Source organism: Ileibacterium valens, assembly GCF_001945525.1.
In the GTDB taxonomy this organism is placed as follows: domain Bacteria; phylum Bacillota_I; class Bacilli_A; order Erysipelotrichales; family Erysipelotrichaceae; genus Ileibacterium; species Ileibacterium valens.
This window is the reverse complement of the sequence record NZ_MPJW01000025.1, coordinates 1-23,939: the sequence shown is the minus strand read 5'-3', so window position 1 is coordinate 23,939 and position 23,939 is coordinate 1. Positions and strand designations below refer to the sequence as shown.

The 23,939-nt window shown below is 42.0% G+C and carries 21 protein-coding genes; 6 read left to right on the top strand and 15 right to left on the bottom strand.

Translation table 11 applies throughout. The features are described 5' to 3' along the window. Positions 1 to 355 precede the first annotated feature (355 nt). Positions 356 to 562, bottom strand: a complete 207-nt coding sequence (locus BO222_RS00710) for a FeoB-associated Cys-rich membrane protein (protein ID WP_075817487.1) — start codon at positions 560 to 562, stop codon at positions 356 to 358. A gap of 407 nt (positions 563 to 969) precedes the next feature. Here BO222_RS00710 and BO222_RS00705 point away from each other — a divergent pair, with 407 nt between their 5' ends. Further along, the gene (locus BO222_RS00705) at positions 970 to 1,242 is read left to right on the top strand and encodes a hypothetical protein (RefSeq protein WP_075817485.1); all 273 of its coding nucleotides are present in this window, start codon (positions 970 to 972) and stop codon (positions 1,240 to 1,242) included. Between the two features lie 27 nt (positions 1,243 to 1,269). Further along, complete coding sequence (locus BO222_RS00700) at positions 1,270 to 2,583, top strand: hypothetical protein (RefSeq protein WP_075817483.1); 1,314 nt, start codon at positions 1,270 to 1,272, stop codon at positions 2,581 to 2,583. A 139-nt stretch (positions 2,584 to 2,722) separates the two neighbouring features. Here the strand turns inward: BO222_RS00700 and purF are convergent, their stop codons facing one another. The 9 genes from purF to purE form a co-directional block, all read right to left on the bottom strand. Next, entirely contained in the window at positions 2,723 to 4,123 is a 1,401-nt protein-coding gene (gene purF, locus BO222_RS00695; protein ID WP_075817481.1) for an amidophosphoribosyltransferase, read from the bottom strand. 5 nt (positions 4,124 to 4,128) lie between these two features. Next, positions 4,129 to 5,799 (bottom strand): formate--tetrahydrofolate ligase, encoded by a 1,671-nt coding sequence (locus BO222_RS00690; protein ID WP_075817479.1) that lies wholly within the window; start codon positions 5,797 to 5,799, stop codon positions 4,129 to 4,131. Beyond that, positions 5,790 to 7,040 carry a phosphoribosylamine--glycine ligase gene (purD, locus tag BO222_RS00685; protein ID WP_075817477.1) on the bottom strand — a complete coding sequence of 417 codons (1,251 nt, stop codon included), beginning with the start codon at positions 7,038 to 7,040 and terminating at the stop codon, positions 5,790 to 5,792. Before purD ends, BO222_RS00690 begins: the two co-directional genes overlap by 10 nt. Positions 7,041 to 7,193: 153 nt before the next feature. Further along, entirely contained in the window at positions 7,194 to 8,726 is a 1,533-nt protein-coding gene (purH, locus tag BO222_RS00680) for a bifunctional phosphoribosylaminoimidazolecarboxamide formyltransferase/IMP cyclohydrolase (RefSeq protein WP_075817475.1), read from the bottom strand. Between the two features lie 190 nt (positions 8,727 to 8,916). Next, positions 8,917 to 9,510 carry a phosphoribosylglycinamide formyltransferase gene (gene purN, locus BO222_RS00675; protein WP_075817473.1) on the bottom strand — a complete coding sequence of 198 codons (594 nt, stop codon included), beginning with the start codon at positions 9,508 to 9,510 and terminating at the stop codon, positions 8,917 to 8,919. Then, positions 9,507 to 10,532 carry a phosphoribosylformylglycinamidine cyclo-ligase gene (gene purM, locus BO222_RS00670; RefSeq protein ID WP_075817471.1) on the bottom strand — a complete coding sequence of 342 codons (1,026 nt, stop codon included), beginning with the start codon at positions 10,530 to 10,532 and terminating at the stop codon, positions 9,507 to 9,509. Before purM ends, purN begins: the two co-directional genes overlap by 4 nt. A 369-nt stretch (positions 10,533 to 10,901) precedes the next feature. Then, positions 10,902 to 12,263 (bottom strand): amidophosphoribosyltransferase, encoded by a 1,362-nt coding sequence (locus BO222_RS00665; RefSeq protein WP_075817469.1) that lies wholly within the window; start codon positions 12,261 to 12,263, stop codon positions 10,902 to 10,904. 13 nt (positions 12,264 to 12,276) lie between these two features. After that, a complete protein-coding gene (locus tag BO222_RS00660) occupies positions 12,277 to 15,969 on the bottom strand; it encodes a phosphoribosylformylglycinamidine synthase (protein ID WP_075817467.1) in 3,693 nt (1,230 codons plus the stop codon). Between the two features lie 287 nt (positions 15,970 to 16,256). After that, on the bottom strand, positions 16,257 to 16,745 hold the full coding sequence (purE, locus tag BO222_RS00655; RefSeq protein ID WP_075817464.1) for a 5-(carboxyamino)imidazole ribonucleotide mutase: 489 nt from the start codon (positions 16,743 to 16,745) through the stop codon (positions 16,257 to 16,259). Between the two features lie 557 nt (positions 16,746 to 17,302). Between purE and purC the strand changes: the two genes are divergently transcribed. From purC to BO222_RS00640, 3 genes are all read left to right on the top strand, one after another. After that, complete coding sequence (gene purC / locus BO222_RS00650; protein WP_075817462.1) at positions 17,303 to 18,016, top strand: phosphoribosylaminoimidazolesuccinocarboxamide synthase; 714 nt, start codon at positions 17,303 to 17,305, stop codon at positions 18,014 to 18,016. Then, positions 18,016 to 19,452, top strand: a complete 1,437-nt coding sequence (purB, locus tag BO222_RS00645) for an adenylosuccinate lyase (protein WP_075817460.1) — start codon at positions 18,016 to 18,018, stop codon at positions 19,450 to 19,452. Before purC ends, purB begins: the two co-directional genes overlap by 1 nt. A gap of 222 nt (positions 19,453 to 19,674) precedes the next feature. Then, a complete protein-coding gene (locus tag BO222_RS00640; RefSeq protein ID WP_075817458.1) occupies positions 19,675 to 20,004 on the top strand; it encodes a thioredoxin family protein in 330 nt (109 codons plus the stop codon). Positions 20,005 to 20,161: 157 nt separating this feature from the next. On the opposite strand, the gene BO222_RS00635 is transcribed toward BO222_RS00640, so the two are convergent. The 5 genes from BO222_RS00635 to infC all read right to left on the bottom strand — a co-directional run bounded on the left by BO222_RS00635 (position 20,162) and on the right by infC (position 22,682). After that, positions 20,162 to 20,545, bottom strand: a complete 384-nt coding sequence (locus BO222_RS00635; RefSeq protein ID WP_075817456.1) for a hypothetical protein — start codon at positions 20,543 to 20,545, stop codon at positions 20,162 to 20,164. Positions 20,546 to 20,813: 268 nt separating this feature from the next. Continuing rightward, a complete protein-coding gene (locus BO222_RS00630; protein WP_075817454.1) occupies positions 20,814 to 21,263 on the bottom strand; it encodes a hypothetical protein in 450 nt (149 codons plus the stop codon). A gap of 269 nt (positions 21,264 to 21,532) precedes the next feature. Continuing rightward, complete coding sequence (gene rplT, locus BO222_RS00625) at positions 21,533 to 21,889, bottom strand: 50S ribosomal protein L20 (protein ID WP_075817452.1); 357 nt, start codon at positions 21,887 to 21,889, stop codon at positions 21,533 to 21,535. A gap of 19 nt (positions 21,890 to 21,908) precedes the next feature. Beyond that, positions 21,909 to 22,103, bottom strand: coding sequence for a 50S ribosomal protein L35 (gene rpmI, locus BO222_RS00620; protein ID WP_075817450.1), 195 nt, complete (start codon positions 22,101 to 22,103; stop codon positions 21,909 to 21,911). A gap of 33 nt (positions 22,104 to 22,136) precedes the next feature. Continuing rightward, positions 22,137 to 22,682: a translation initiation factor IF-3 gene (gene infC / locus BO222_RS00615; protein ID WP_369898722.1), complete on the bottom strand. Its 546-nt coding sequence runs from the start codon at positions 22,680 to 22,682 to the stop codon at positions 22,137 to 22,139. A gap of 855 nt (positions 22,683 to 23,537) precedes the next feature. Between infC and BO222_RS00610 the strand changes: the two genes are divergently transcribed. Then, the coding region (locus tag BO222_RS00610) for a hypothetical protein (protein ID WP_143356872.1) at positions 23,538 to 23,939 on the top strand (402 nt) is incomplete at its 3' end.

Below are 23,939 nucleotides of genomic sequence, written 5' to 3'. Positions count from 1 at the left end.
AAAAGTTCAAGCGCTTCAACCTCGCACTGGAAATAGCCTGTTTCCAAGATTAGAAATAATCCCGAAGCGATAACAGAACATTATCGCTGTTTTCAGTATGCCTTAATTTTGAAAAAGAGGCGATAAATTGCGGAAAATCACTCAGTTTTTATCGTATTCGTGAGGCTTGAAGCCGAAAAATGGCTGATTCCAGATAAAAATTTCTGGTAGATTCTGAACACCACGATGAAGTGCGGAGCAACTCGCGCTTCTATCTGCTTAACTTAATGACATTGAAAAATTTATACTTTAAAACTACAAAAGCTCCTGTATTTCTTTGATTGATCGATTCGATCAAAAGAAATAACAGGAGCTTTTACCTTTTGGAATTCTCTGATCTTGGATGGTCCTCATAATAGCGTTCCACCAGACTCTTGTGTGGTTCATTCTTTCTTGAATGACAATGAGCAGAGCATGAAGAACAATCACCTGAGCTGCAGGTTCCCTTCTTTCTGATCTGAAGAATAGCCAGAATAAAGAAAGCCACCACAACAATCAGAATGACTATATCCGTCAAATTCATAAACCCTCCTATAACGATTTTTCTTTCAGTAACGAATTTTCTATCGGTTTTCTCTGTAATCTATTTTCTTATGATCTATATTCGGTTTCGATAAGGTTGAGCAATTCAGACTTCTTCAAAAACTGAATCTTTTGTTGAAATTGAAAGTTTCAAAAGAAAATGGTCGGTTGAGTCAAACGCATTCCAGACGATACTACTAACGGTTAAATGATTCTAACTCTTTCGTTTTCAGTTTACTTTTTTCCTCTATTGGCTTCAACTCATTGACGCAATGCTTTTGTCTTCACTAATACCCCAGCAATTCCATGGTCAGAAAAGCATAGTCTGCTTTGTAAACATGCTTTAATTTGGTTAGTAAGGCATTTTCAATTCAAAGTGTATGAAAATGCAGAAAGGAAAGAACGAATATGAACGGATTTTTAAAGAAGATCGAAGAAGATTTAGATAATGCGAAGAAAGGTTTTAACGCCTGGATGGATAAGGTAGATGGAACCGATGAATTCAGGGAAATGCAGCGCCAGCAAAATGCAGAAATGGATAAAATCATTGATTCTGCTCCAGCTGAATATAAAGAACAACTGAAAAAGCAGCTTTCTGTATTTGCCAACGACTGCTTTCAGAATGGATTTACGCAGGGATTTCAGGAAGGTAGTATGTCAGCTTCTTCAGAAATGGAATAGCCTTCGGATTTCATAGACGAAATAAGTATGAACCAAATCACTCGAGCCCAGAAAATATCCAATTTTCTCTTTCTGGTGCTGGCAATTCTCATCATTCTATTGCCATCGTTCTTTGCAAAAGCGAGTTTATGTTTTTTTATCCTGATGATGGGAATCAGTGCCCTCAAATTTCTGATCGATGGATTCAGACTTCATCGATCGCTCGATCTGTTGGCATCGCTGATTTTAATCTTACTCATCGCGGTAGGATTATTCAGCTATGAATATGGATACCACTTTTTGATCGATGCTTTGGGAATCTATCTGGTCGCCTGTGCTCTGGTCTTTTTGATCCAGATGGTCCTTGATCTGAAATCGAACTGTGCCGATTGGAAAGCTGAATTGATGATGGGGATTTTATATCTGCTCAATGGCGGATTGGCAATCTATCTTTCAGGAGATCATCTGATTCTGGTATCGCGTCTGATTGGCTGTTATCTGCTCCTTCAGGCGATCCAGGGATTTATGGAGATGTTCTTTTTTTCCAATCCATATAATGCCAGATATTATGCCTTTCGAAACTGGATGGCCCTGCCCGCTTTTATTGTCGGTATTTTACCAGCTTTATACTATGACCATCTGTTAAGACAAAGACTGGACGACAAAAATCCAGTTCTTCATCTTCAGAAAAGCAGTGATCAGAATCCACCAGATCTATCTGTCTTTATTCATTCAGGTACCTATGGAGCCAGGCTGTATGGTCATATGACTTTTTCGAGAAACCATGTGGCTTATTCCTATGGGAATTATGATGTCAGCGCTGAAAAATGGTTTCATACCATTGGTCCAGGCATTTTCTTTACCGCAGGATCTGAAATCTATTCAAACAACTGTTCTGTCGTCGAACATTCTCCTCAGTTTGAGTTTGGAATCCGGTTAAGTGAAGCTCAGAAGAAAAAATTCGATAACATGGTTTCCGGGATTTTAAATTCGACTGTTCCGTGGAAATGCCCTCTTGAAGAAATTCCTATGGATCAGGTCGATTTGAAATTCAAGGATTATGAAAAGGATTATGAAAAGGATTATGCCAGCCGTCTATGGTATCGGACAGGAGCAGAATTTCGAAAATATGAAGATGGAGAATGGGCCTGGTATTCCCTGCTCGGAAATAACTGCTCTAACTTTGCCTGCGCAAAGCTAAACGAAATCTCTTTAAATATTCCAGTATCGAAAGGAATTGTTTCTCCTGGAGAATTCTTTGAATACTTTGAAGAAGCGTATCAGGATCCAGATTCAAATGTGATCTCGATGACTTTACATTCAGCAAAATTTCCGGAAAGTCTCTTTAATACAATTGACTGATGCCGGTACTGATGTCCTGTTATATCAGATATCCTGGCCACATTCATGCAGGAAAGATAAGCAAATACATAAAACCGGCAGACTTCTTAAAGAGTCTGCCGGTTAGTTTGTTATTTAATTTCAGTTTATTGTTTCATTTTCAGACATCTGCAAGATCTTCATCCAGAGATTTCTGATGGCTGAATAAGGATGTGCAGTATTTGCCATCGAAACAGGCCATGCATAGTCCTACCGGGCAGGCAGCCTGTCTGACTTCGTCTGTTTCAAGAAACTTCAATGAATCAGCGCCAATATACTCACAGATCTCATCGACAGAAAGATTCGCGCCGATGAGTTCCTTACGGGTTGAAGTGTCAACTCCATAAAAGCATGGCCACTGAATCACTGGAGAAGCAATACGAACATGAACTTCCTTCGCCCCTGCTTCCCGGATCAGTTTGACAATGCGCCGGCTGGTTGTTCCCCGGACAATTGAATCATCTATCATCACTACGGATTTATCCTTAACGACTGAAGGAATCGGAGAAAGCTTCATTCGAACTCCACGATCACGCATCGACTGAGTTGGCTGAATAAACGTACGGGTGACAAATCGGTTTTTTACCAATCCAGTTTCCAGAGGGATGTCTGCTTCTTCGGCATACCCCATCGCAGCAGATAAAGAAGAATCAGGAACCCCAATGACAATATCTGCATTTAAATCCTGATCTTTTCTGGCCAGCTGCCGTCCTGTTTCCTTTCGAACGGAATGAACATTCTGTCCTTCAATAACAGAATCAGGTCTTGCAAAATAGATATACTCCATTCCACACATATTCGACGAGCATTCCTTTGGATCGATATACTGATAGGCTTTTGCGAGGCCTTTTTTAAATTCGACGAGCTCTCCTGGAGCAATCGTAATCGAATCGTAAATTCCCATGATTTCAAAAGCACAGGTTTCTGAAGAAATCAGATAGCCGTCTCGATCACGCGTATAGCTGAGTGGTCTGAGCCCATGCCGGTCACGAAAAGCGATGAGATGATCATCCTGCATAATTAATATGGAGTATGCTCCAACCAGCTTACGGGCTGTCTTCATGGCTCTTTCAAGAAGATCTCCGCTTTCCTGATTGATCAGATGGAGAATAATTTCTGAATCACTGGTTCCCTGAAAAATACATCCTTCTTCTTCAAGCTGTCTGCGAAGCTCGAGATCATTGACGATCTGACCATTGTGTACGACTGCGATTTCACCCAGTGGCCCGGTTGCGGCAATCGGCTGAATATTCTGATATTCCTGTCCGCCTGCAGTTGAATAGCGAACATGTCCAATGGCGCAGTCTCCTTTGAGTAATTCGAGTTTCTGCTTGTTAAAAACATCAATGGTCAGACCTTTTCCCTTGATTACCTCAATCACATGATCATTGCAAACGGCGATTCCGCTTGCTTCCTGTCCTCGATGCTGAAGGGAATGCAGACCATAATAAGTCAGTGCAGCCGCATCTTTGAGCCGATAAGCCCCAAAGACACCGCACTCTTCATGGATTTCATCAAACATAAACTTTAGAACAGTCCTGTAATCCGGTTGTTTTCATCAATATCCATATCCAAAGCAGAAGGATGTTTAGGAAGACCCGGCATCGTTAAGATCGATCCAGTCAGGGCTACGACAAATCCAGCCCCTAATGAAGGTCGAAGTTCACGAACCGTAATCACAAAATCCTCTGGTCTTCCCATAACTTTGGGATCATCCGATAAGGACATCTGCGTTTTTGCCATGCAGACTGGAAGCTTGTCCCAGCCATGCTGCTTGAATTCTTCAATCTGTTCTTTAGCTTCCTGAGAAAATTCAACCCCTTTGGCACCATATACTTTTGTGGCAATGGCTTCGATCTTATTTTCAATTGAATCCTTTTCATCATATAAAGGAGCAAACTGGTTGGGCTGATCGGTCAGTTCAATAACTTTTTCAGCCAGGTCCAGCGCACCCTTGCCGCCTTTAGCCCAAACCTGAGAAAGGGACATTGGATGATTATTTTCTTTACACCAGTTCTGCAGCGCTTCGATTTCTGCATCCGTATCTGATTCAAACTGGTTGATCGCTACGATATATGGAAGTCCAAACTGTTCGATCGTATCGATGTGCTTGGCCAGGTTGGCGCATCCATCAAGCATTGCCTGAACGTTTTCTTCTTTGAGATCTTCATAAGCTACATTTCCATGCTGCTTCAAAGCGCGGATCGTCGCTACAATAACAACCGCACTTGGATGAAGACCAGCTTTCCGGCATTTAATATCAAGGAACTTTTCAGCACCTAAATCAGCGCCGAATCCTGCTTCCGTCACAACGTAATCCGCCATTTTCAAGGCCGCTTTTGTTGCAATGGCCGAGTTGCAGCCATGAGCGATATTGGCAAACGGTCCGCCATGGATCAGAACTGGATTGTGTTCAAGAGTCTGAACCAGGTTTGGCAAAATGGCATCTTTCATGACCATAGCCATAGCCCCTTCACATTTCAGATCCTTTACATAAACAGGTTTTCCATCTTTTGAATAGCCTATCAGCATTTGGCCAAAGCGCTTTTTCAGATCCATCAGATCTTCTGCCAGGCATAAGGCGGCCATGATTTCTGAAGCCACAGTAATATTGAAGCCATCTTCACGTTCGATCCCATTGACTCTGGCTCCTTTTCCAATATCTACTCTGCGCAGGGTACGGTCATTCATATCCAGACAGCGTTTAAAGGTGATTCGTTCTGGATCGAGGTTTAATTCATTGCCCTGATACATGTGGTTATCGATCATTGCGCTTAACAGGTTGTTTGCGGTAGTAATCGCATGCATATCTCCTGTGAAGTGAAGATTGATATCTTCCATCGGAACAACCTGGGCATATCCTCCACCGGCAGCTCCACCTTTTAAGCCGAATACAGGTCCTAAAGATGGTTCACGCAAAGCGATCATCGTTTTTTTATTCAGCAGATTCAAGGCATCACCCAGTCCTACTGTGGTGGTCGACTTTCCTTCACCAGCCTTGGTTGGATTAATTGCAGTAACAAGGATCAGTTTTCCATCATCTTCATCTTTTAAAGCATTCAAAGTATCGAAGCCGATTTTTGCCTTGTATTTTCCATATCGTTCTAGAGCGTCTTTAGAAATATTTATTTTTGCAGCCACTTTTTCAATCGGCTCCATTTCAGTCGCCTGAGCAATTTCAAGATCAGTTAATGCCATTCTTCGAGATCCTTTCTTCCGATATCGGTGCGGTAGAAGAGTTCATCACTCTTTACTTTGGAAAGCTCATCATAGGTCTTTTTCATTGCCTGAGGCAGCGTATCTTCCAGGCTGACGATCATTAAGACACGTCCACCGTCCGTTACCAGACCTTTATTAGTTTCTTTGGTTCCCATATGATAGACAAGCATATCATCATCAAGATCATCGAGTCCTTCAATTAAGGCTCCTTTAGTAGAGGAAGCTGGATAATTGGTGCTTGCCATAACAACTCCATGAGCAACTTGATCTGTCCATTTCAGCTTTGGTTTTCTGTTTACCATGACATCTTCAATGGCATCGACAAAATCACTTTCGAGTCTGGCCAGAATGACTTCTGCTTCCGGATCGCCAAAGCGGGCATTGAATTCAATGGTCTTGATGCCATCTTTTGTGACCATCAGACCGCCATACAGGAATCCTTTAAAAGGAACGCCTTCATTTTCTAAAGCTTTTGCCATTGGAATCATGATGGTTTCCATGGTCGTATTGACCATTTCCTCTGTAATTGCCCGTACTGGGGAATAACTTCCCATTCCGCCAGTATTTGGTCCCTGATCGTTATCGGCTACCCGTTTATGATCCTGAGCGCATTCTAAAGGGACAACCAGTGAACCATTGACCAGAGCGATTAATGAAAATTCAAATCCTTCCAGATAGTCTTCGATGACGACTTTGTTTCCTTCAATGCTAAAAGCGATTTTTAAAGCATCGATGGCTTCATCTTCGGTCATGGCCACCGTAACACCCTTGCCTGCCTTTAACCCATTTTCCTTGATGACGATGGGCGCACCATGTTCCTTGACATAACTAACTGCAGCTTCAAACTGATCGAAAGTTTCATAGCCTGCGGTTGGTATATCGTATTTCTTCATTAATCCCTTGGCGAAGTCCTTGGAAGACTCAACCTGAGCCGCTTCTTTTGTCGGCGCAAAGATTTTTAATCCTTCTTCTTCAAATGCATTGGCAATCCCGGCGGCAAGAGAAGATTCCGGTCCGACCACTGTCAGATCAATGTCGTGGTCTTTGGCAAAATTTTTAAGCCCTTCGATATCTTCATCTGAAATATTGACGCATTCAGCAATTTTAGCCATACCAGGATTTCCTGGAGCACAATACAGCTTGCTGCACTTTGCAGATTTGGACAGAGCCAGCGCTAAAGCGTGTTCTCTTCCGCCCTTTCCTACTACGAGAATATTCATTATTTTTCCTCTTTAATCAGGCCAGGCAGGATCCAATTGAATCCTGCCTGAACTGCTTCATTTCTTCATTTCTTAATTCTTAGTTTTTGTTCTTACGATTTTATTCTTAAGCTTTGATTCTGATTTTTCTGTTTCAGATTCCTTATTCAACGATTAGTGTTTGAAATGTCGGGTTCCAGTGAAGACCATCGCAATACCATGTTTGTTGCATTCATCAATGGAAAGCTGATCCTTAATGCTTCCCCCTGGCTGAATAATCGCAGTGATACCTGCTTTTGCAGCTTCTTCAACCGTATCAGGCATTGGGAAGAAAGCATCCGAAGCCATAACAGATCCAGCAGCCTTATCAGCAGCCTGTTCTATTGCAATTTTTGCTGCTCCTACACGGTTCATCTGACCCGCTCCGACACCGATTGTCTGATCATCCTTGACGAGGACAATCGCATTGGATTTAACATGCTTGACCACTTTCCAGCCAAACAGAAGCTGTTTGAGTTCTTCATCGGTTGGTTTGCGGTTTGTTACACATACGAGATCTTCTGCTGAGGCCGAAGCTCTGTCCATATCCTGAACGAGAAGACCATCGTTAACGTTGGTGTATTTCAGTGTATTGTTTGGAGCCAGAGTCGTATCCAGTTCTAGCAGGCGGATATTTTTCTTACGGGTCAGAATTTCCATGGCTTCTGGCGTAAATCCAGGGGCAATGATGATTTCCAGGAAAATCTTCGATAATTTTTCAGCAAGTTCCGCATCTACTGGCTCATTTAAAGCGACGATTCCGCCAAAGATGGATACTGGATCAGCATCATAGGCCTTATCCCAGGCTTCATTGATTGTATTTCCAATACCCACTCCACATGGATTCATATGTTTAAGGCCGACAGCGGCTGGTGTGCCTTCAAAATCCTTCAAGACTTCAATGGCTGCATTTCCATCCTGAATGTTATTGTAGGAAAGCTCCTTCCCATGAAGCTGTTTTGCATTGGCTAAAGAATACTGAGGATTCATGCCTGCATAAAAAGCAGCATGCTGGTGCGGATTTTCTCCATAACGAAGATCCTGAACCTTATCAAAGGTAATGGTCATGCTTTCCGGGAATTCTTCATTGGTTTTCTTTGTCAGATAGTCAGCAATCATAGCATCATAACGGGCTGTATGACGGAAAACCTTAGCCGCGAGTTTTTCACGGGTATCTAATGATGTTTCGCCATTTTCTCTGATTTCAGTCAGTACTTTTTCATAATCTGAAGGATCGCAGAGAACTGGAATATAGCGGTAGTTTTTAGAAGCCGAACGCAGCATGCTTGGTCCGCCAATATCGATGTTTTCAATGATTTCGGCATGACTTACGCCTTCTTTTTGTACAGTTTCCCTAAATGGATACAGATTGACACAAACCAGGTCAATGTCTTCAATACCAAGATCGCGGATGGCTGCCACATGTTCTGGATTATCGCGAACGCAGAGAAGTGCGCCATGAACATTTGGATGAAGTGTTTTTACCCGCCCATCCATAATTTCTGGAAATCCGGTAATGTCCGAGATCGAAATGCAATTGACTCCAGAATCTTCAAGGGCTTTTTTGGTTCCGCCAGTTGAGATAATTTCATAACCGTTTTCCTGCAGGCCTTTAGCGAAATCGCTTAGTCCCGTTTTATCGGAAACGCTGATTAGTGCTCTTTTCATTCTTTATTCCTTTCTGAATATGAACCCATACGGTTCATTTCCTGTATGAATTCTTTGATGATTTCTTTTCTTAATTGTTAATGAACAGATGTTGAGATTTCAGGTTGACTGAGTATACAGTCTTTGCGTCTATTCCTGTTTTTATTACTTGATTTCTATTAATTCACTTCTATTTCTTGATTTCTATTTCTTAAGCGCAATCCCTATCAGATTTTTCAAGAAGGTCTGCAACTTCCTGAATTACGCGGTAGAACAGATCATATTCCTTGGCATGAACGGCCTGTTCAGTCTGTTCAAGGCTCCATGAAGGATCCAGTTCGACTTTTTCCTGACGAATTACCGGACCGGTATCTACACCTTCATCCACATAATGAACAGTTACACCTGTAAACGGAACCTGGGCTTCATAGGCATCCTGAATCGCATGAGCGCCAGGAAAGCTTGGAAGAAGGGCTGGATGAATATTAATGATCTTTGATGGATAGGCATCGAGCAGAGTTTTTCCAATAAAACGCATATATCCGGATAAGACCAGAAAATCTACCTCTTTTTCTTTCAGAACTTCAAGGATGGCTTCTTCATATTCCTTCTTTGAAGGGTAGGCCTTGGGATTAAAGTAGAATTCATCCACTCCATGATTTCTGGCCCTATCTCTTGCATAAGCGTTTTCCTTATCACAGATCACGGCTTTACAATTAACCTTTAATTCATTGGCTTCAATCCGGTTGAGAATTTCTTCAAGATTCGTACCGGATCCGGAGACAAAGACAGCGATGTTTTTCACTTGAGAACCACCTGTCCGGAATCGGTGATCACACCAATCACACTGGATGGCTGTCCTGCTTCACTAAGAAGTTTCTGAATCTTGGCAGCTTCAGATTCAGGAGCTGCAATGACAAAGCCAATTCCCATATTGAAGACGTTATACATTTCGTCATTTGGGATATTGGAATATTTCTGAATGAAATCAAAAATCGCCGGTTTCTCAAATGAATCCAGCTGTATTTCTACACCCTGACCTTCCTTGAGCATTCTTGGAATATTTTCAAAGAAGCCGCCGCCGGTAATATGAGCCATTCCATGAATATCTGCCTTTTTAAACAGAGATTTTACCGGTTTGACATAAATGCGGGTTGGTTCGAGCAGCACTTCGCCCAGCTTCTTATTACCGAGTTCTTCAAAGGTTTCATGAGGATCCAGATGATTGTCCTTAAAAAGAACTTTGCGGACCAATGAGAACCCATTGGAATGAACTCCGGAACTTGGAAGCCCGATTAAAACATCTCCAACTTCTGTTTTTGGAACAATCAGGTGGTCCTTATCGACAGCTCCTACACAAAAACCGGCTAAATCATAATGTTCTGGATCATACATATCCGGCATTTCAGCAGTTTCTCCACCAATTAATGCCGCATCAGAAAGAACGCAACCGTCAGCTACGCCTTTAACGATTTCTTCGATGACTTCCGGATGGTTTTTTCCAACCGCAATATAATCAAGGAAAAACAATGGGCTTGCTCCCTGAACCAGAACATCATTGACGCACATAGCCACGGCATCAATTCCAATGGTGTCGTGCTTATCCATTTCAAATGCGAGCATCAGTTTGGTTCCGACTCCATCGGTTCCACTGACAAGAACCGGATTCGTAAAACCAGCCTGTTCAAGATCAAACATTCCTCCAAAGGCACCAATGGAATCCATGGTTCCTTTGACACGGGTTCTGTCTACATGAGATTTAATTCGACGAACTGAATCATATCCGGCTTCAAGAGAAACCCCTGCTTCTTTATACTGATCAGACATTCAACTATTCCTTTCCTGCAATCTTTCGGATTGCCTGCTATCTGTCTTTTATTTCCTTTTTACATCCTCGACAGCAGCATTCTATCTTTAAGCTCCTGATGATTGATCCCGTATTCAGGTTTGATCAAAATCAGAATCACTTTTTTCGTATTTTTCGATGATTTTGCTTATTCGCAAATTCTAATTTCTTCAGTTTTTGACGGATTGCTTTTGAATTATGCCTTTTGATTTGCATCTTACGACCTGTTTTCTTTATGCTTTTTTCTCGATTTGAATCGATCTTTTATCCAGCAGCTAATCTGGCTGATTCGAAACCATAAAGGACTCTCAAGTCAAAAGAGCAATCCATAAGCAATCAGGCGTTTAAGACTAACCTCTGAATCTTCTTTGTTTTCTGCCAAAGCATTCCAGGCAGGCTTTTGTTGGCAGAAGTTCTTCGAAGTCCTCAACAGACAGAAAGCGAAGGGAATCTGCCTGAAAAAGTTGGCACATTTCCTGTTCTGAATAGGAGGACCCGCATAAATCTTTTTCATCAATGAATTCTGTTCCATGAAAACAGGATGATGTAATAATCGGAGAAGCAATCCGCAGATGAACTTCTTTTGCTCCAGCTTCTCTTAACAACTGACAAAGGCGTCTGGCCGTATCGCCTTTTTGAATCGAGTCATCCACCAGGTAGACCGATTTTCCTTTGACAACTGAGCTGACTGCATTGAGTCTGACTCTCATCCCGGCATCGCGCTGGGCTTTGGTTGGTCTGACAAAAGTACTTCCGATGTACCGATTCTTAATGATTCCCATCTCGTATGGCTTTTTCAGTTTTTCAGCAAAACCAGCGGCAGCAGAAGTCGCCGTATCAGGAACTCCAATCACGATATCCGCATCGATATCTTCACGTTCTGCCAGTTTTTCTCCAGCCCGTTTTCGAATTTCATAGACGGAAAGATTTCCGAAATCTGAATCAGCTCTGGAGTAATACACAGTTTCCATGGCACACGGTCTGCCGGCACTGATTCCCGCCCTTCTTGATTCATAGCCTTCTTTTCCCAGAATAATCAGTTCGCCAGGACGAACCTCTCTGATCTCTTCACATTCAAGAAGACCAAATCCTGCGCTTTCAGAACAGAAGGCATACCCGCCATCCGTCAGTTTTGCAAGATACAGACTTCTGATGCCATCCAGGCTTCGATAGGCGTACATGGTATTTTTGGTCATCACCAGAAAAGTAATACTTCCCTGAATTCGCCCAACTGTCTGTTCAATCCGTTCAATCAGTCTTCCTTCGGAATTCTGAATCAGATGAGCCAGAATCTCCGCATCGCTGGTCCCCTGAAAGATCAGTCCGCTTTCCATCATTTCGGATCGAAGCTTCGCATTATTTAACAGCATGCCAGAGCACACCAGGGAAAAAGGTCCCTGATGTGCCCGGACATTGACTGGCTGCAGATTTTCTTCCTGCCTGTCATCCGGAGTTTTCATTCGAACTTGGCCAATTGCCTGAAAGCCTTTGAGTTCTTCCAAATGATCGGGTTTAAAAATTTCTGAGAGCATCCCCAGGCCTTTTTCATTGAAGATTCGCTCTCCATTGGCACTGGCAATACCGCAGGCATCCGGACCTCGATGCTGGATGCAGTGAAGCATGTAATAAATCTGACTGCTGGCTGATTCATTTTCTGGAATCACAATTCCGGCAATGCCAGAAGCATTCTGAACAATTATTTTTCTCTCCATTGTTCTGATCCCATTAACGGTGAGTGAAGAAGCGAACACCGTTTTCGAAAATATTCTGGTTTCGATCACCGGAAATATTCTGGAACAGTCCTTCCTCATACCGTTCGGAATGACCCATCTTGCCAAGAATTCGACCATCAGCGGACAGGATTCCTTCGATCGCCCTGGCACTTCCGTTAATATTATGGTTTCCGTTCATGGTAGGAGTTCCTTCTTCGTCGACATACTGGAAAGCAATCTGCCCATTCTTCTCGAGTTCATCGAGCATTTCTTCACTGGCCATGAACTTGCCTTCTCCATGACTGACGGCAATGGAATGAGTCTGTCCTGGTTCGAAATTCTGAAGCCATGGTGATTTGGTGGAAGTAACCCGGGTCTTCACGATATGGGAAACGTGACGGTTGATATCGTTTCTGAACAGAGTTGGTGAGTTTTCGTTGAGTGCAGTCGTATCGGCATATGGAAGCAGACCACTCTTTACAAGAGCCTGGAATCCATTGCAGATGCCCAGAATCAGACCATCGTTTTCTCTCATTTCATCAATGGCTTTGGCGATGATCGGATTTTTCAGAACGCTGGCAATGAATTTACCGGATCCATCGGGCTCATCCCCTGAAGAGAATCCACCGACAATCATCAGGATCTGTGCTTTGGAAATCTCATCGGCAAGTCTCTGGATGGATTTCTGAATGTTTTCAACGCTCTGGTTATTGAAAACTACGGTATGAACTTCGGCTTTAGCCCGTTCAAACTGAATCTTTGTATCAATTTCACAGTTCTGTCCTGGGAAAACTGGAATAACGACAACTGGTTTATCAATCTGAACTTTGGAGTATTCCTTTTCACCTTTCGAAAGCTTCGTATCGATGGTTTCATGATTGTCTTCATTGACGCTTAACGGATAAAGTGAAGAATACCTCTTTGTCCAGGCTTTAAATGCTTCATCAATTGGATGGGATTTTCCGTTGATGATAATTTCCTTATCAGTGCAGGTATGTCCAACCAGTTTCCAATTCTCATGGTCGACTGGTTTGTTTGTCTCTACCAGAATGGATCCAGGACGATAAAGCGTTGGATGTTCATCTTCAATCTCAACACCAATTTCGTTTCCAAAAGCCATCAGTGCTGCAGCAGCCGAAAGTCCACCCTGGCGAAGAGCTCTAGCGGCTGCAATATTGCCGGCCTGATTTTCTTCAACGATGGATTCAAAATTGTTTCTGATTTCTTCATAATCCGGTTCATGGTTTTCTTTTAAATGATGTTCGACCAGATAAACCGGATGATTGGCTTCTTTAAAGGCTGAGGAGATGACCGAATTCATGTTTCCGGAAACGACCGCAAAAGTGACCAACGTTGGCGGAACGTGAATCTGATTGAAGGTTCCAGACATTGAATCCTTACCTCCAATCGAAGGTGTTCCCATTTCCATCTGCGCTTTGAGCAATCCAAGCAGAGCCTGTAATGGAGCTCCCCATTTTTTTGAATCAAGGCCTAAGCGTTCAAAGTATTCCTGATTGGTCAGGCGGGCCTTTTTTGGATCTCCGCCCATGCTGACCAGTTTGGCAAGGGCTTCAATGACTGAATATTGAGCACCAAGCCATGGTGAATATTTGGATAAGGATGGATTGTATCCATAAGTCATATAGGAGACCGTTTCAGTAAAGCCATCTACAGGAAGTTTCTGTACGGATCCCTGTTCAGGAGTATGCTGTGTTTTTCCACCAAAAGGCATCAGGACGGTGCTCTTACCGATGGATGCGTCAAACATTTCGGCAAGACCAATCTGAGAAGCCACATTGGCCTGCTGCAGAACTTCAGTGAGCGGCTGATCGGTTTCTTCAAAAGGTCTGTCCGGATAATCGGTGGTTTCAACGTCAACATCCACATGCATCCGAACTCCATTGGTATTTAAGAAATCGCGGCTCATATCCACAATCGTCTGATTTCGCCAGTTCATCACCAGGCGGTTTTCATCACTGACTTCAGCCACGACCACACATCCAAGATTTTCCCTGGCGCATTCTTCCTTGAATTTCTCCAGGTCTTCAGGTGCAATGCAGGCAGCCATGCGTTCCTGTGATTCTGAGATGGCCAGTTCTGTCCCATCAAGTCCTTCATATTTAACGGGAACGACATCCAGGTTAATTTTCAGACCATCAGCGAGTTCTCCAACGGCTACGGATACTCCTCCGGCTCCAAAGTCATTTGCCTTTTTAATCAATGTGGTTACTTCAGGGTTTCTGAACAGTCTTTGAAGTTTTCTTTCAGTTAAGGCATTTCCCTTTTGTACTTCAGAAGAGCATTCTTCAAGAGATGAATCATTATGTTCCTTACTTGAACCAGTGGCTCCTCCAATACCATCACGTCCTGTGGCTCCTCCGATCAGAACAATCAGATCGCCTGGCTGTGGGTTTTCTCTTTTTACATTGGATTTTGGAGCGGCACCAACCACTCCTCCAAGTTCCATGCGTTTAGCGGTATATCCTTCATCAAAGATTTCTTCGACAAATGTCGTAGCCAGACCAATCTGGTTTCCATAAGAGGAATAGCCATGGGCAGCCGTTTTGGAAATCTTTGACTGTGGAAGTTTATGTTCCATCGTCTTTTCAAGTGGAGCTGTAATGTCTCCAGCCCCGGAAATACGAACTGCCTGATAAACATAGCTTCGTCCGGAAAGCGGATCCCGGATAGCCCCGCCAATGCAGGTCGCAGCCCCACCGAATGGTTCGATTTCGGTTGGATGGTTGTGTGTTTCGTTTTTGAACATCAAAAGCCAGGGTTCTTTTTTTCCATCCACATCTACTTCAATTTCGATTGAGCAGGCATTGATTTCATCGCTGACTTCTTCATCATCAAGCTGATGACGATTTCTCATGGTCCGTCCAGCAATGGTTGCCAGATCCATCAGTGTGATCGGTTTTTCGCTGCGGCCATTTTCATTTCGTAAATCGAGGTAAAGCTTCCAGGCTTCTTCCATCTGTTCCTTGAAGCGTTCGTCATTAAACGTTACTTTTTCAAGAACGGTTTCAAAGGTGGTATGACGACAATGATCTGACCAATAGGTATCCAGAACGCGGATTTCTGTCATTGTCGGATTTCTTTTTTCGGTATTTTTGAAATAGTCCTGAATGAATAAAAGATCGAGTTTGCTCATCGCAAGACCCAGTTCACTGACCATTTTTTCAATCTCATCTTCGTTAAGATCAATAAAGCCTTCCAGAACTGGAACATCCTTAATCTGTGCGGATTGTGAATCATCAAGAATGGTTAAATCCTTTTTGCGGGCTTCAACCGGGTTGATCTGATAGTGTTCAATTTTTTTAAGATCTTCATCACTGACATGATCCATCACCAGAGCGGTCCCTGAATGGATTCGAATGTCATTTTTATTGTTGAAAAGCATCAGACACTGTTGTGCTGAGTCAGCGCGCTGATCGTACTGACCTGGCAGATATTCATAGGCTAGAACCTTCTGTTCTTCGCCCACAGGCAGCTCTTCAAAAATTTCATCGGTCACTGCTTCTGCAATAACATTCTGTTTCAGAAGATCAATATCTTCCTGGTCTGCATTGTAAATATCGTAAATGTTGTACTGGATCAGATTAAAATCATCATCCAGTCCAAAAGAGTTTCTGAGGTTTTCAGCCAGTGACTGACTTTCAACCTGATAATCTTTTTTCTTTCGTACAAATAAACGAATATCCATGAAAGTAGAATTCCTTTTCTCTGTTCTATCTTTAATTCCATTCAGGGCTCATGGATCAAAACGCTCTATAAAAACCTTGCTTAATCTCTGCAAGATTTTATCGCTCAAAAAACCTGATGATTTTTGTTGCTCATAAGCTTGAATGGCTGATTGTTATCATTGGTTTTGCCTGATTTTTGTTTTTTTTTACAAATCCATCGTCAGATTTTTGATCAGGCTGGGCTTCACTTCTAAGTCTTTTTGATTCTTTTTGGCAGCGATTTAAAACGATTTATCCGTCTTTTTATTCAGTTTAGATAAGAGTCATCTAATACCGCTTTTGCCTGAGCTTTTTTAAAGGCAGTTAATGTGTCAGCCAGCTTTGGATCCTGCAAAGCCATAATCTGAGCGGCTAAAATCGCTGCATTTTTTGGACCCGCCTTCCCGATAGCTACAGTAGCTACCGGAACTCCACCAGGCATCTGAACAGTGGAAAGCAGTGAATCCATTCCGCCTAACGCACTGGTCTGAATTGGAATGCCAATGACCGGAAGGATGGTTGAGCTGGCAAGAACTCCTGCCAGATGAGCGGCTCCGCCTGCTGCGGCGATAATCACTTCATAGCCAGATTTTCTGGCATTTTCTGAAAGTTCAATCACAGCTTCCGGAGTACGGTGCGCTGAAAGAATTCGAACGGTATATCCAATTTTGAATTCATCCAGCTGTTTCATGCATCCTTCCATGGCCGGAAGGTCAGAACGGCTGCCCATAACAATCAGGACTTTTGAATTTTCCATAATATCCTCCAAATGTTTCCTTTACATTCTCTTCTTTATTGCTGATTCAATTACGCCATCAATTCGTTGATTCCTGCAAAGCCGGAAGGTTGAATTCGGAATGGCTTTCTAAAATCAACTCAAAATTTTATATTTCCATCATTCGGTCTTATAAAGCAGCAGCTTTAAAGCCTGATATCGTTTTCATTCCATTTTTTATATTCGTTTTAGCAATGAAAAAAGCGTCCCCTGTGATGAAGGCACGCTGAAAAAGGCTTTTGACAGATTAGCTTTTGAGTGAGCAAAGATAAGACCATACCTAAGACCTCCAAAAGAAGTGAAGCTGCTTGCATTCTCATCCTACTAAAGCTGAACTCTCATTTTCAAGAATTGATAAAATATTCGTGAAAATTATGGGATTATTTCATCAGGAAAGACGTTTTCGTTGTTTTTGCATTGTTTTGAATATCGTTTTCAGAAAACAATGTACACCACTTTTCAGACACAATTTCGTTTTTCTCTTCAAAGATGTTTTTTATCGCCTATAATGCAAGTGAAAACGGGAGGAAATCATTCTAATGGAACAAAAGGATATGATTTATGAAGGCAAAGCCAAAAAAGTCTTCAACACAGACAATCCTGAAATTGTGATTGTCGATTATAAAGATGACGCGACAGCTTTTAACGGGTTAAAAAAAGGAACCATCGCCGGTAAGGGAGCCATCAATAACCGGATGACGAACTACCTGATGAAAGTTTTAGAAGAACAGGGCGTTCCGACACACCTTGTAAAAGAGATCGATGATCGCAGAACTGCTGTGAAAAAAGTGGATATCGTTCCGCTTGAAGTCATCATCCGCAACCGAGCCGCCGGCTCTTTTTCCAAACGTCTTGGAATTCCTGAAGGCAGTGATCTGAAATGCTCCACCCTCGAATTTTCCTATAAAGATGACGATCTGGGCGATCCGCTGATCAACAGCTATATGGCAAAGGCCATCGGCGCAGCCACTCAGGAAGAAATCGACCTGATCAGCCAGTACGCTTTTAAGGTCAATGATGTACTGAAGGAATTCTTTGCCGGAATTGGCATTGAATTAATCGACTTCAAACTTGAATTTGGTAAAACAGCTGACGGCACAATTGTTCTTGCCGATGAAATTTCACCAGACACCTGCCGTTTCTGGGATATGAAAACCGGTGAAAAACTGGATAAAGACCGTTTCCGCCGCGATCTGGGCGATCCGGAAGGTGCCTATAAAGAAGTCTTTGCCAGACTGGGATTTGGTGCATAATGAGTGATAATACCATTTTTCAATCCCCATTTTCGGCTCGCTATGCCTCTAAGGAAATGCAGCATCTATTTTCCAATGAGAAAAAATTCCGGACCTGGAGAAAGCTCTGGATTGCATTAGCTGAAGCTGAACAGGAACTTGGGCTCGATATTACGGACGAACAGATTCAGGAACTCAAAGACCATGCGGATGATATTAACTATGAAGAAGCAAAAGCAAGAGAAGCCATCGTCCGTCATGATGTCATGTCTCATGTTTATGCCTATGGACTGCAGTGTCCCAATGCCAAGGGAATTATCCATCTTGGAGCCACCAGCTGCTATGTTGGAGATAATACCGATCTGATCATCATGCATGAAGGTCTCGAGCTTCTGCAAAGCAAGATTGCGGCAGTTCTTGCCAACCTGAAAAAATTTGCGCTGGAATATAAAGATATGCCCTGCCTTGCCTTTACCCATTTTCAGCCGGCTCAGCCAACAACCGTTGGCAAGCGCGCGGCTTTATGGGCACAGGATCTGATGATGGATTATGATGAAATCCAGCATCTTCTAGACAATAAAAAATTACTCGGTCAGAAAGGAACAACTGGAACTCAGGCTTCCTTTATGGAACTTTTTGACAATGATGAAGATAAAGCCAGACAGATCGATGGACTGATCTGTAAAAAGATGGGCTATGACGATTACTTTGCGGTTTCCGGACAGACCTATTCTCGTAAATATGATTCCCAGGTTATGAACGTACTTTTAGGAATCGCTCAGTCGGCTCATAAGTTCTCCAACGACATCCGTCTTCTTCAGCATAAAAAGGAGATGGAAGAACCCTTTGAAAAAGGACAGATTGGATCTTCCGCCATGGCTTACAAACGCAATCCCATGCGTTCTGAACGGATGGCTGCCTTAGCCAATTATCTGATTGCCGATTCAATCAACCCGGCAATCACTGCTTCTACGCAATGGTTTGAAAGAACTCTGGATGACTCCGCCAATAAGCGTATTGCCATGGCTGAAGCTTTTCTGGCAGCTGATGGAATTCTTGACCTCTATCTGAATATTACCGATGGATTGGTCGTTTATCCCAAAGTGGTGGAAGCTGACCTGAGAAAAGAACTTCCATTTATGGCGACGGAAAACATCATGATGGATGCCGTTAAAGCCGGTGGTGATCGCCAGGAACTTCATGAAGCCATTCGCGAACACTCCATGGAAGCTGGACGTCAGGTTAAAATGGAGGGCAAGGAAAACGACCTGCTTGAGCGCATCAAAAACGATCCCCGCTTTAATATCACGGATGAGCAGCTTGAAACCATTCTTGATCCATCAAGATATGTAGGCCGGGCACCTGCGCAGACTGAAGAATTTTTTGCAGAGTATATTGATCCGATTCTGGCAAAACATCCGGAAACGAAGAATATTCATGCAGCAATTAATGTTTAGTATTGACTTGTAATAGCTGACTGAATATTCAAACCAGTCATCTTCAATCCTGAAGGAAAAATTTATCGGATTGACTGATCAATAATGGATCAGTCAATCCTTTTTTCTTTTCTATTCAGCTGTCTATTCAAACCATGCTTGATTTTGGCAAAGTCAGTTTACTTGTGTAAAAAGATGAATAGATTGACAATATATTCATGAAATACTCACGGAGGTGATTGTATGTCAATCAAATATGTTGAAAATCAGGCTGACTTTGAAAATATCATCGATCAGAATCAGTATGTTCTTGTAGAGTTTTTTGCCACCTGGTGTCCGCATTGCCAGGCTTTTGAACCTGTATTAAGCGAAGCATCCGATCAGTTAGCAAATGAAGGTGTTATCGTAGCTCAATGTGACGTTGATCGTCTGCAGCAGCTCGCTAGCGACTTTAATGTTGAGGCAACCCCAACATTATTCTTTATCAATAACAAAAAAGTGGTCCTTGAGCATGAAGGTGAAATGTCTATGGAAGAAGTAATCAGTTTTGCCAATCAGGGGAAAAACGCTTAGTCTCTGCCCATACCAGGAAATTACGAACTTCTTTGACGAAGCATCACTTTTTTAAAGACTTATACAATCGACAAAAGGAATTTATACAATTTCTAATAAAACCGGCAATCCCGTCTAATCAGAGAGGATTGCCCGTTTTTTTTCGAAGGTCTGATCGTTACAAATAACGAATCAAATCTGACAATTCAATCGAATAATCCTTCAGATTAATTCGAAGCTCTTCAAGAATACCAGTGATGTCCTCTGCCTGAATCAAAACTTTAGCTGGCATCTTTTCAAAACAGAGTTGTTCAAGCTGAAGTGACAAATCGTTTCTTTCCAATAGAAGCTGACTGATTCTGTTTCGAATTTGAATTTGTCTGTCGCGTTCAGTTTTCGATTGGCATCTGTACTCAAAACCTTCATAGGCTTTCTGTATTGATTTGTAGCCAAATCCTTGCGAATCGTCCAGAATTTCATTTGTGATCGGATCAATAATCACATACCTTCGATCAGTTGATTGTGACAGTTCCTGATCCAGGACTGCCATATAAGGATTCATTTAACTCCCTCCTCCTCTGCAAGATCAGCCTATCAGCCAATAAGACATCATTTATGCAGGTATCTAAAAGTTACTGAAAGATGGAATAATATTTTCATTTTGTCGTTTGAAATATCTGAAATCTGTTTTAGTGAAGTTAACAGAATGAATAGGAGTATAACAGAACGAACATACGGAGAAAAAAATAAACAAGTGAAAGAAATCCAAAGAAGTGAGAGCTAAAGAAAAAGACGCCATCACTGGCGCCTTTAAAAGCAGAAAAACAGTTTTACATTTTAGCTTTGCCAGTTTGAGGATGTTTCAGCAAAATACAGACTAGAGCTGCAGAAAATGTAATTCCTGCAAAAACCCAGAACCAGCTGCTGAAGATAAAGACCTCTGAATAGATCATCGGGGAATTTATTCTCCATAACGAGACTAAAGCAGCTATTCCAATTTCAACCAGCAGGATTCCAGCTGCAGCTGACAATAATGGGATGGAATGTTTTTTTATTGCATTTAAGGCGAAGGCAAAGAATGTTAATGAGGCAGTCAATACCATCTCATAATCGGAAGCTGTTCTAAGCGAAAGGTAGAACTCAATTTTCTTTTCTGTCTCATTAGTGATTTCACCGACTAAGGTATACAGAGTCTGTTGGCTGTAGTCTCTAAAAAACAGGAAGATCAAAAATGTAATCACAGAAGCAGTCAAGCAAATTTTAAAAACGCGTTTTGTCATACATTTCTCCTTTTCTGAATACTTTAGATTCAAATTTATAGCTATTATTCATATACCAACAACCTTATATAACACCTTTTACTTTTATAAACATCTTTTCATATTAATTAAAACCAGTATAAATCAAAAAAATATTCCAAAATAATTTTTTCAGTATTCAATCTTACAATTCGCTATTTGCCATATTGTACGGTCTTTTTGCAAATCTAGAGCAGAAAAAAAGACCATCCTGAACGGACAGTCATTAAGATTAATATTCGTGTGAAGAATTAGTTTAAAGCGGCTTTAGCAGCTTCAACGACTTTTGCGAAACCTTCTGCATCATGGATAGCCATTTCAGAAAGCATTTTGCGGTTGATATCGATGTTAGCCAGTTTTAAGCCGTGCATCAGTCTCGAATAAGAAATGTCGTTCATTCTGGCAGCTGCGTTGATACGAGCAATCCAGAGTTTACGCATGTTGCCTTTGAGCTTTCTACGGTCATTGTAAGCATATTTGAAGCTATGCATAACCTGCTCATTAGCGGTTTTATATAAAGTGTGTTTTGAACCAAAGTAACCTTTGGCAAGCTTTAAGACTTTTTTTCTTCTTCTGCGGGAAACAATTCCACCTTTTACTCTTGGCATCTATTTTATCCTCCCTGTTCTACTTCACCAGCATGTCTTTGATGCGTTTGTAATCAGACTTGTCAACGAGACCGGCTTTAGCCAGCTGACGGCGCTGATCTTTTGTCTTACCGTGGAAACGGTGAGATGTGTAAGCGTGATGTCTTTTCAGTTTGCCAGATCCGGTAACTTTTACGCGTTTTGCTAGACCTCTGTGGCTTTTCATTTTTGGCATGTTCTATTCCTCCTTAAGTAATCTTCTTCAGGTTTATTTCTTTTTCTGAGGAGCCAGAATCAGGGACATTGTATTCCCTTCAAGTGATGGTTTCTTTTCAACTGAAGCAATGTCGCTGAGCTGTTCAAGAAAATCATTCATGATCTGCTTGCCGACTTCCTGGCGAGTCATCATTCGTCCGCGGAATCGCATATCAATCTTCACCTTCATGCCCTGTTCAATCCATTTGCGGGCCTGGCGAAGCTTGGTTTCGAAATCATGCGTATCGACAACAGGGGAAAGACGAAGTGCCTTCAGCTCCACTGTATGCTGTTTTCTCTTGGCTTCCTTGGCCTTTTTCTGCTGCTCGAAATGATATTTACCATAATCGAGAATTTTGCAGACAGCAGGACGAGCTTTTGGAGCAACACATAAGAGATCAAGATTCTGACGATAAGCAATTTCCAATGCTTCTCTTTTGCTTTTAACTCCAAGCTGATCCCCATTCGAGTCAATCAGGCGGACTTCTCTGAAGGGAATCTTTTCATTGAACAGATCGTCATTGACGTTGTTCGGGGCAACTTTACGGTTGTTGATAATTGAATACCTTCCTTTCGAAATTTTGAATCTTCAAGCAATAAAACAAAAACTTAATTGTAGATTTGTAACTATTGTTCGGCCATTTCTGATAGAATGGCATAAAAAAAACGGGATTTTGCACCCATCCCGATCACAAAAAAGATTGCGAACTGGCGTTGACCCATATGCCTTGCATATCAGGTGAGAAGGGGTGCTTCTACTTTCCATTTCTTTACCCAAAGAGATTACCACTCTTAAATTCAAAAATCAAGAAATAAACTTTAAACAGCAAAAACTCCTGATTCATTGTTATCTTTCAAAACATTTCAGAACTTTAACGAGCTCATATCAATTTTTATAAAATCACTTCTGCTTTTTTCGATTAATAGATTTGTCTCCAGTTCAGCAGAGAATATGTTTTGTTTATTGAGCAATAATTTTGTTGTGAATTCTGATATTTAAGTTGTTTACAGACTAAGCGAAATAAAGTCCATTGGTAATAGGGCGTAGTTTATCAATGAGTCTCCAGTAATCTGGTAAGTTTTTATTGCGAAACCAACATACAAAAAGAGTAAACTTGGTCATTAAGCTTACTCCTAAATTTTCAAATTCTTGAATCACAATCCATATCGCAGAGAAACCAATATTATTAAGACTGCATACCGCTTGATCCAGAGATTTTTTTCTTATTACTAAAACATATCAATGTCATTAAGTTAAGGAGTGTCTTCCATGCGGAATTCGCTCCTCTTTTTTTTGATTTTTAACACAAGCAGTGGAGTTGCTCCAAAAGTTTATAAATTATCCGAATATGGCACTTGACAGACCGAAGCTCGGAACTAATCCATAATCCGAAGGATTTCGGAGGTGGTTATTTTGACCCATTCGAAATCCCCTAAACAGTATCGCCAAATCTTCTATTCTTACCTGGACGGTCTGGCAGACTGCCCGGATCGTTCCCTGATTGAAGGCGAAGCCTTCACGCGAAACAGAAAAATTGGCCTTTCCCGTATTGCTCGTTTTATCGCTTCTCTGACAAGCGGCTCTATTCGCCAGCAGAATCTGACTTACTTCAAGACGCATAAAATCCAGGTCACTGACTCTGCCATATGTCAGGCTCGAAGCAAGTTCGACCACACAGTTTTAAAGATCGCCTGTCTGGGCTTTACTGATGAGCTTGTTCAGGAATCTCCTTTATTCAAAGGAAAATACAGACTCATTGGCGTAGACGGATCCAACTTTCCAATCCTGCCCAATCCTGATGAACCTCAGAACTGT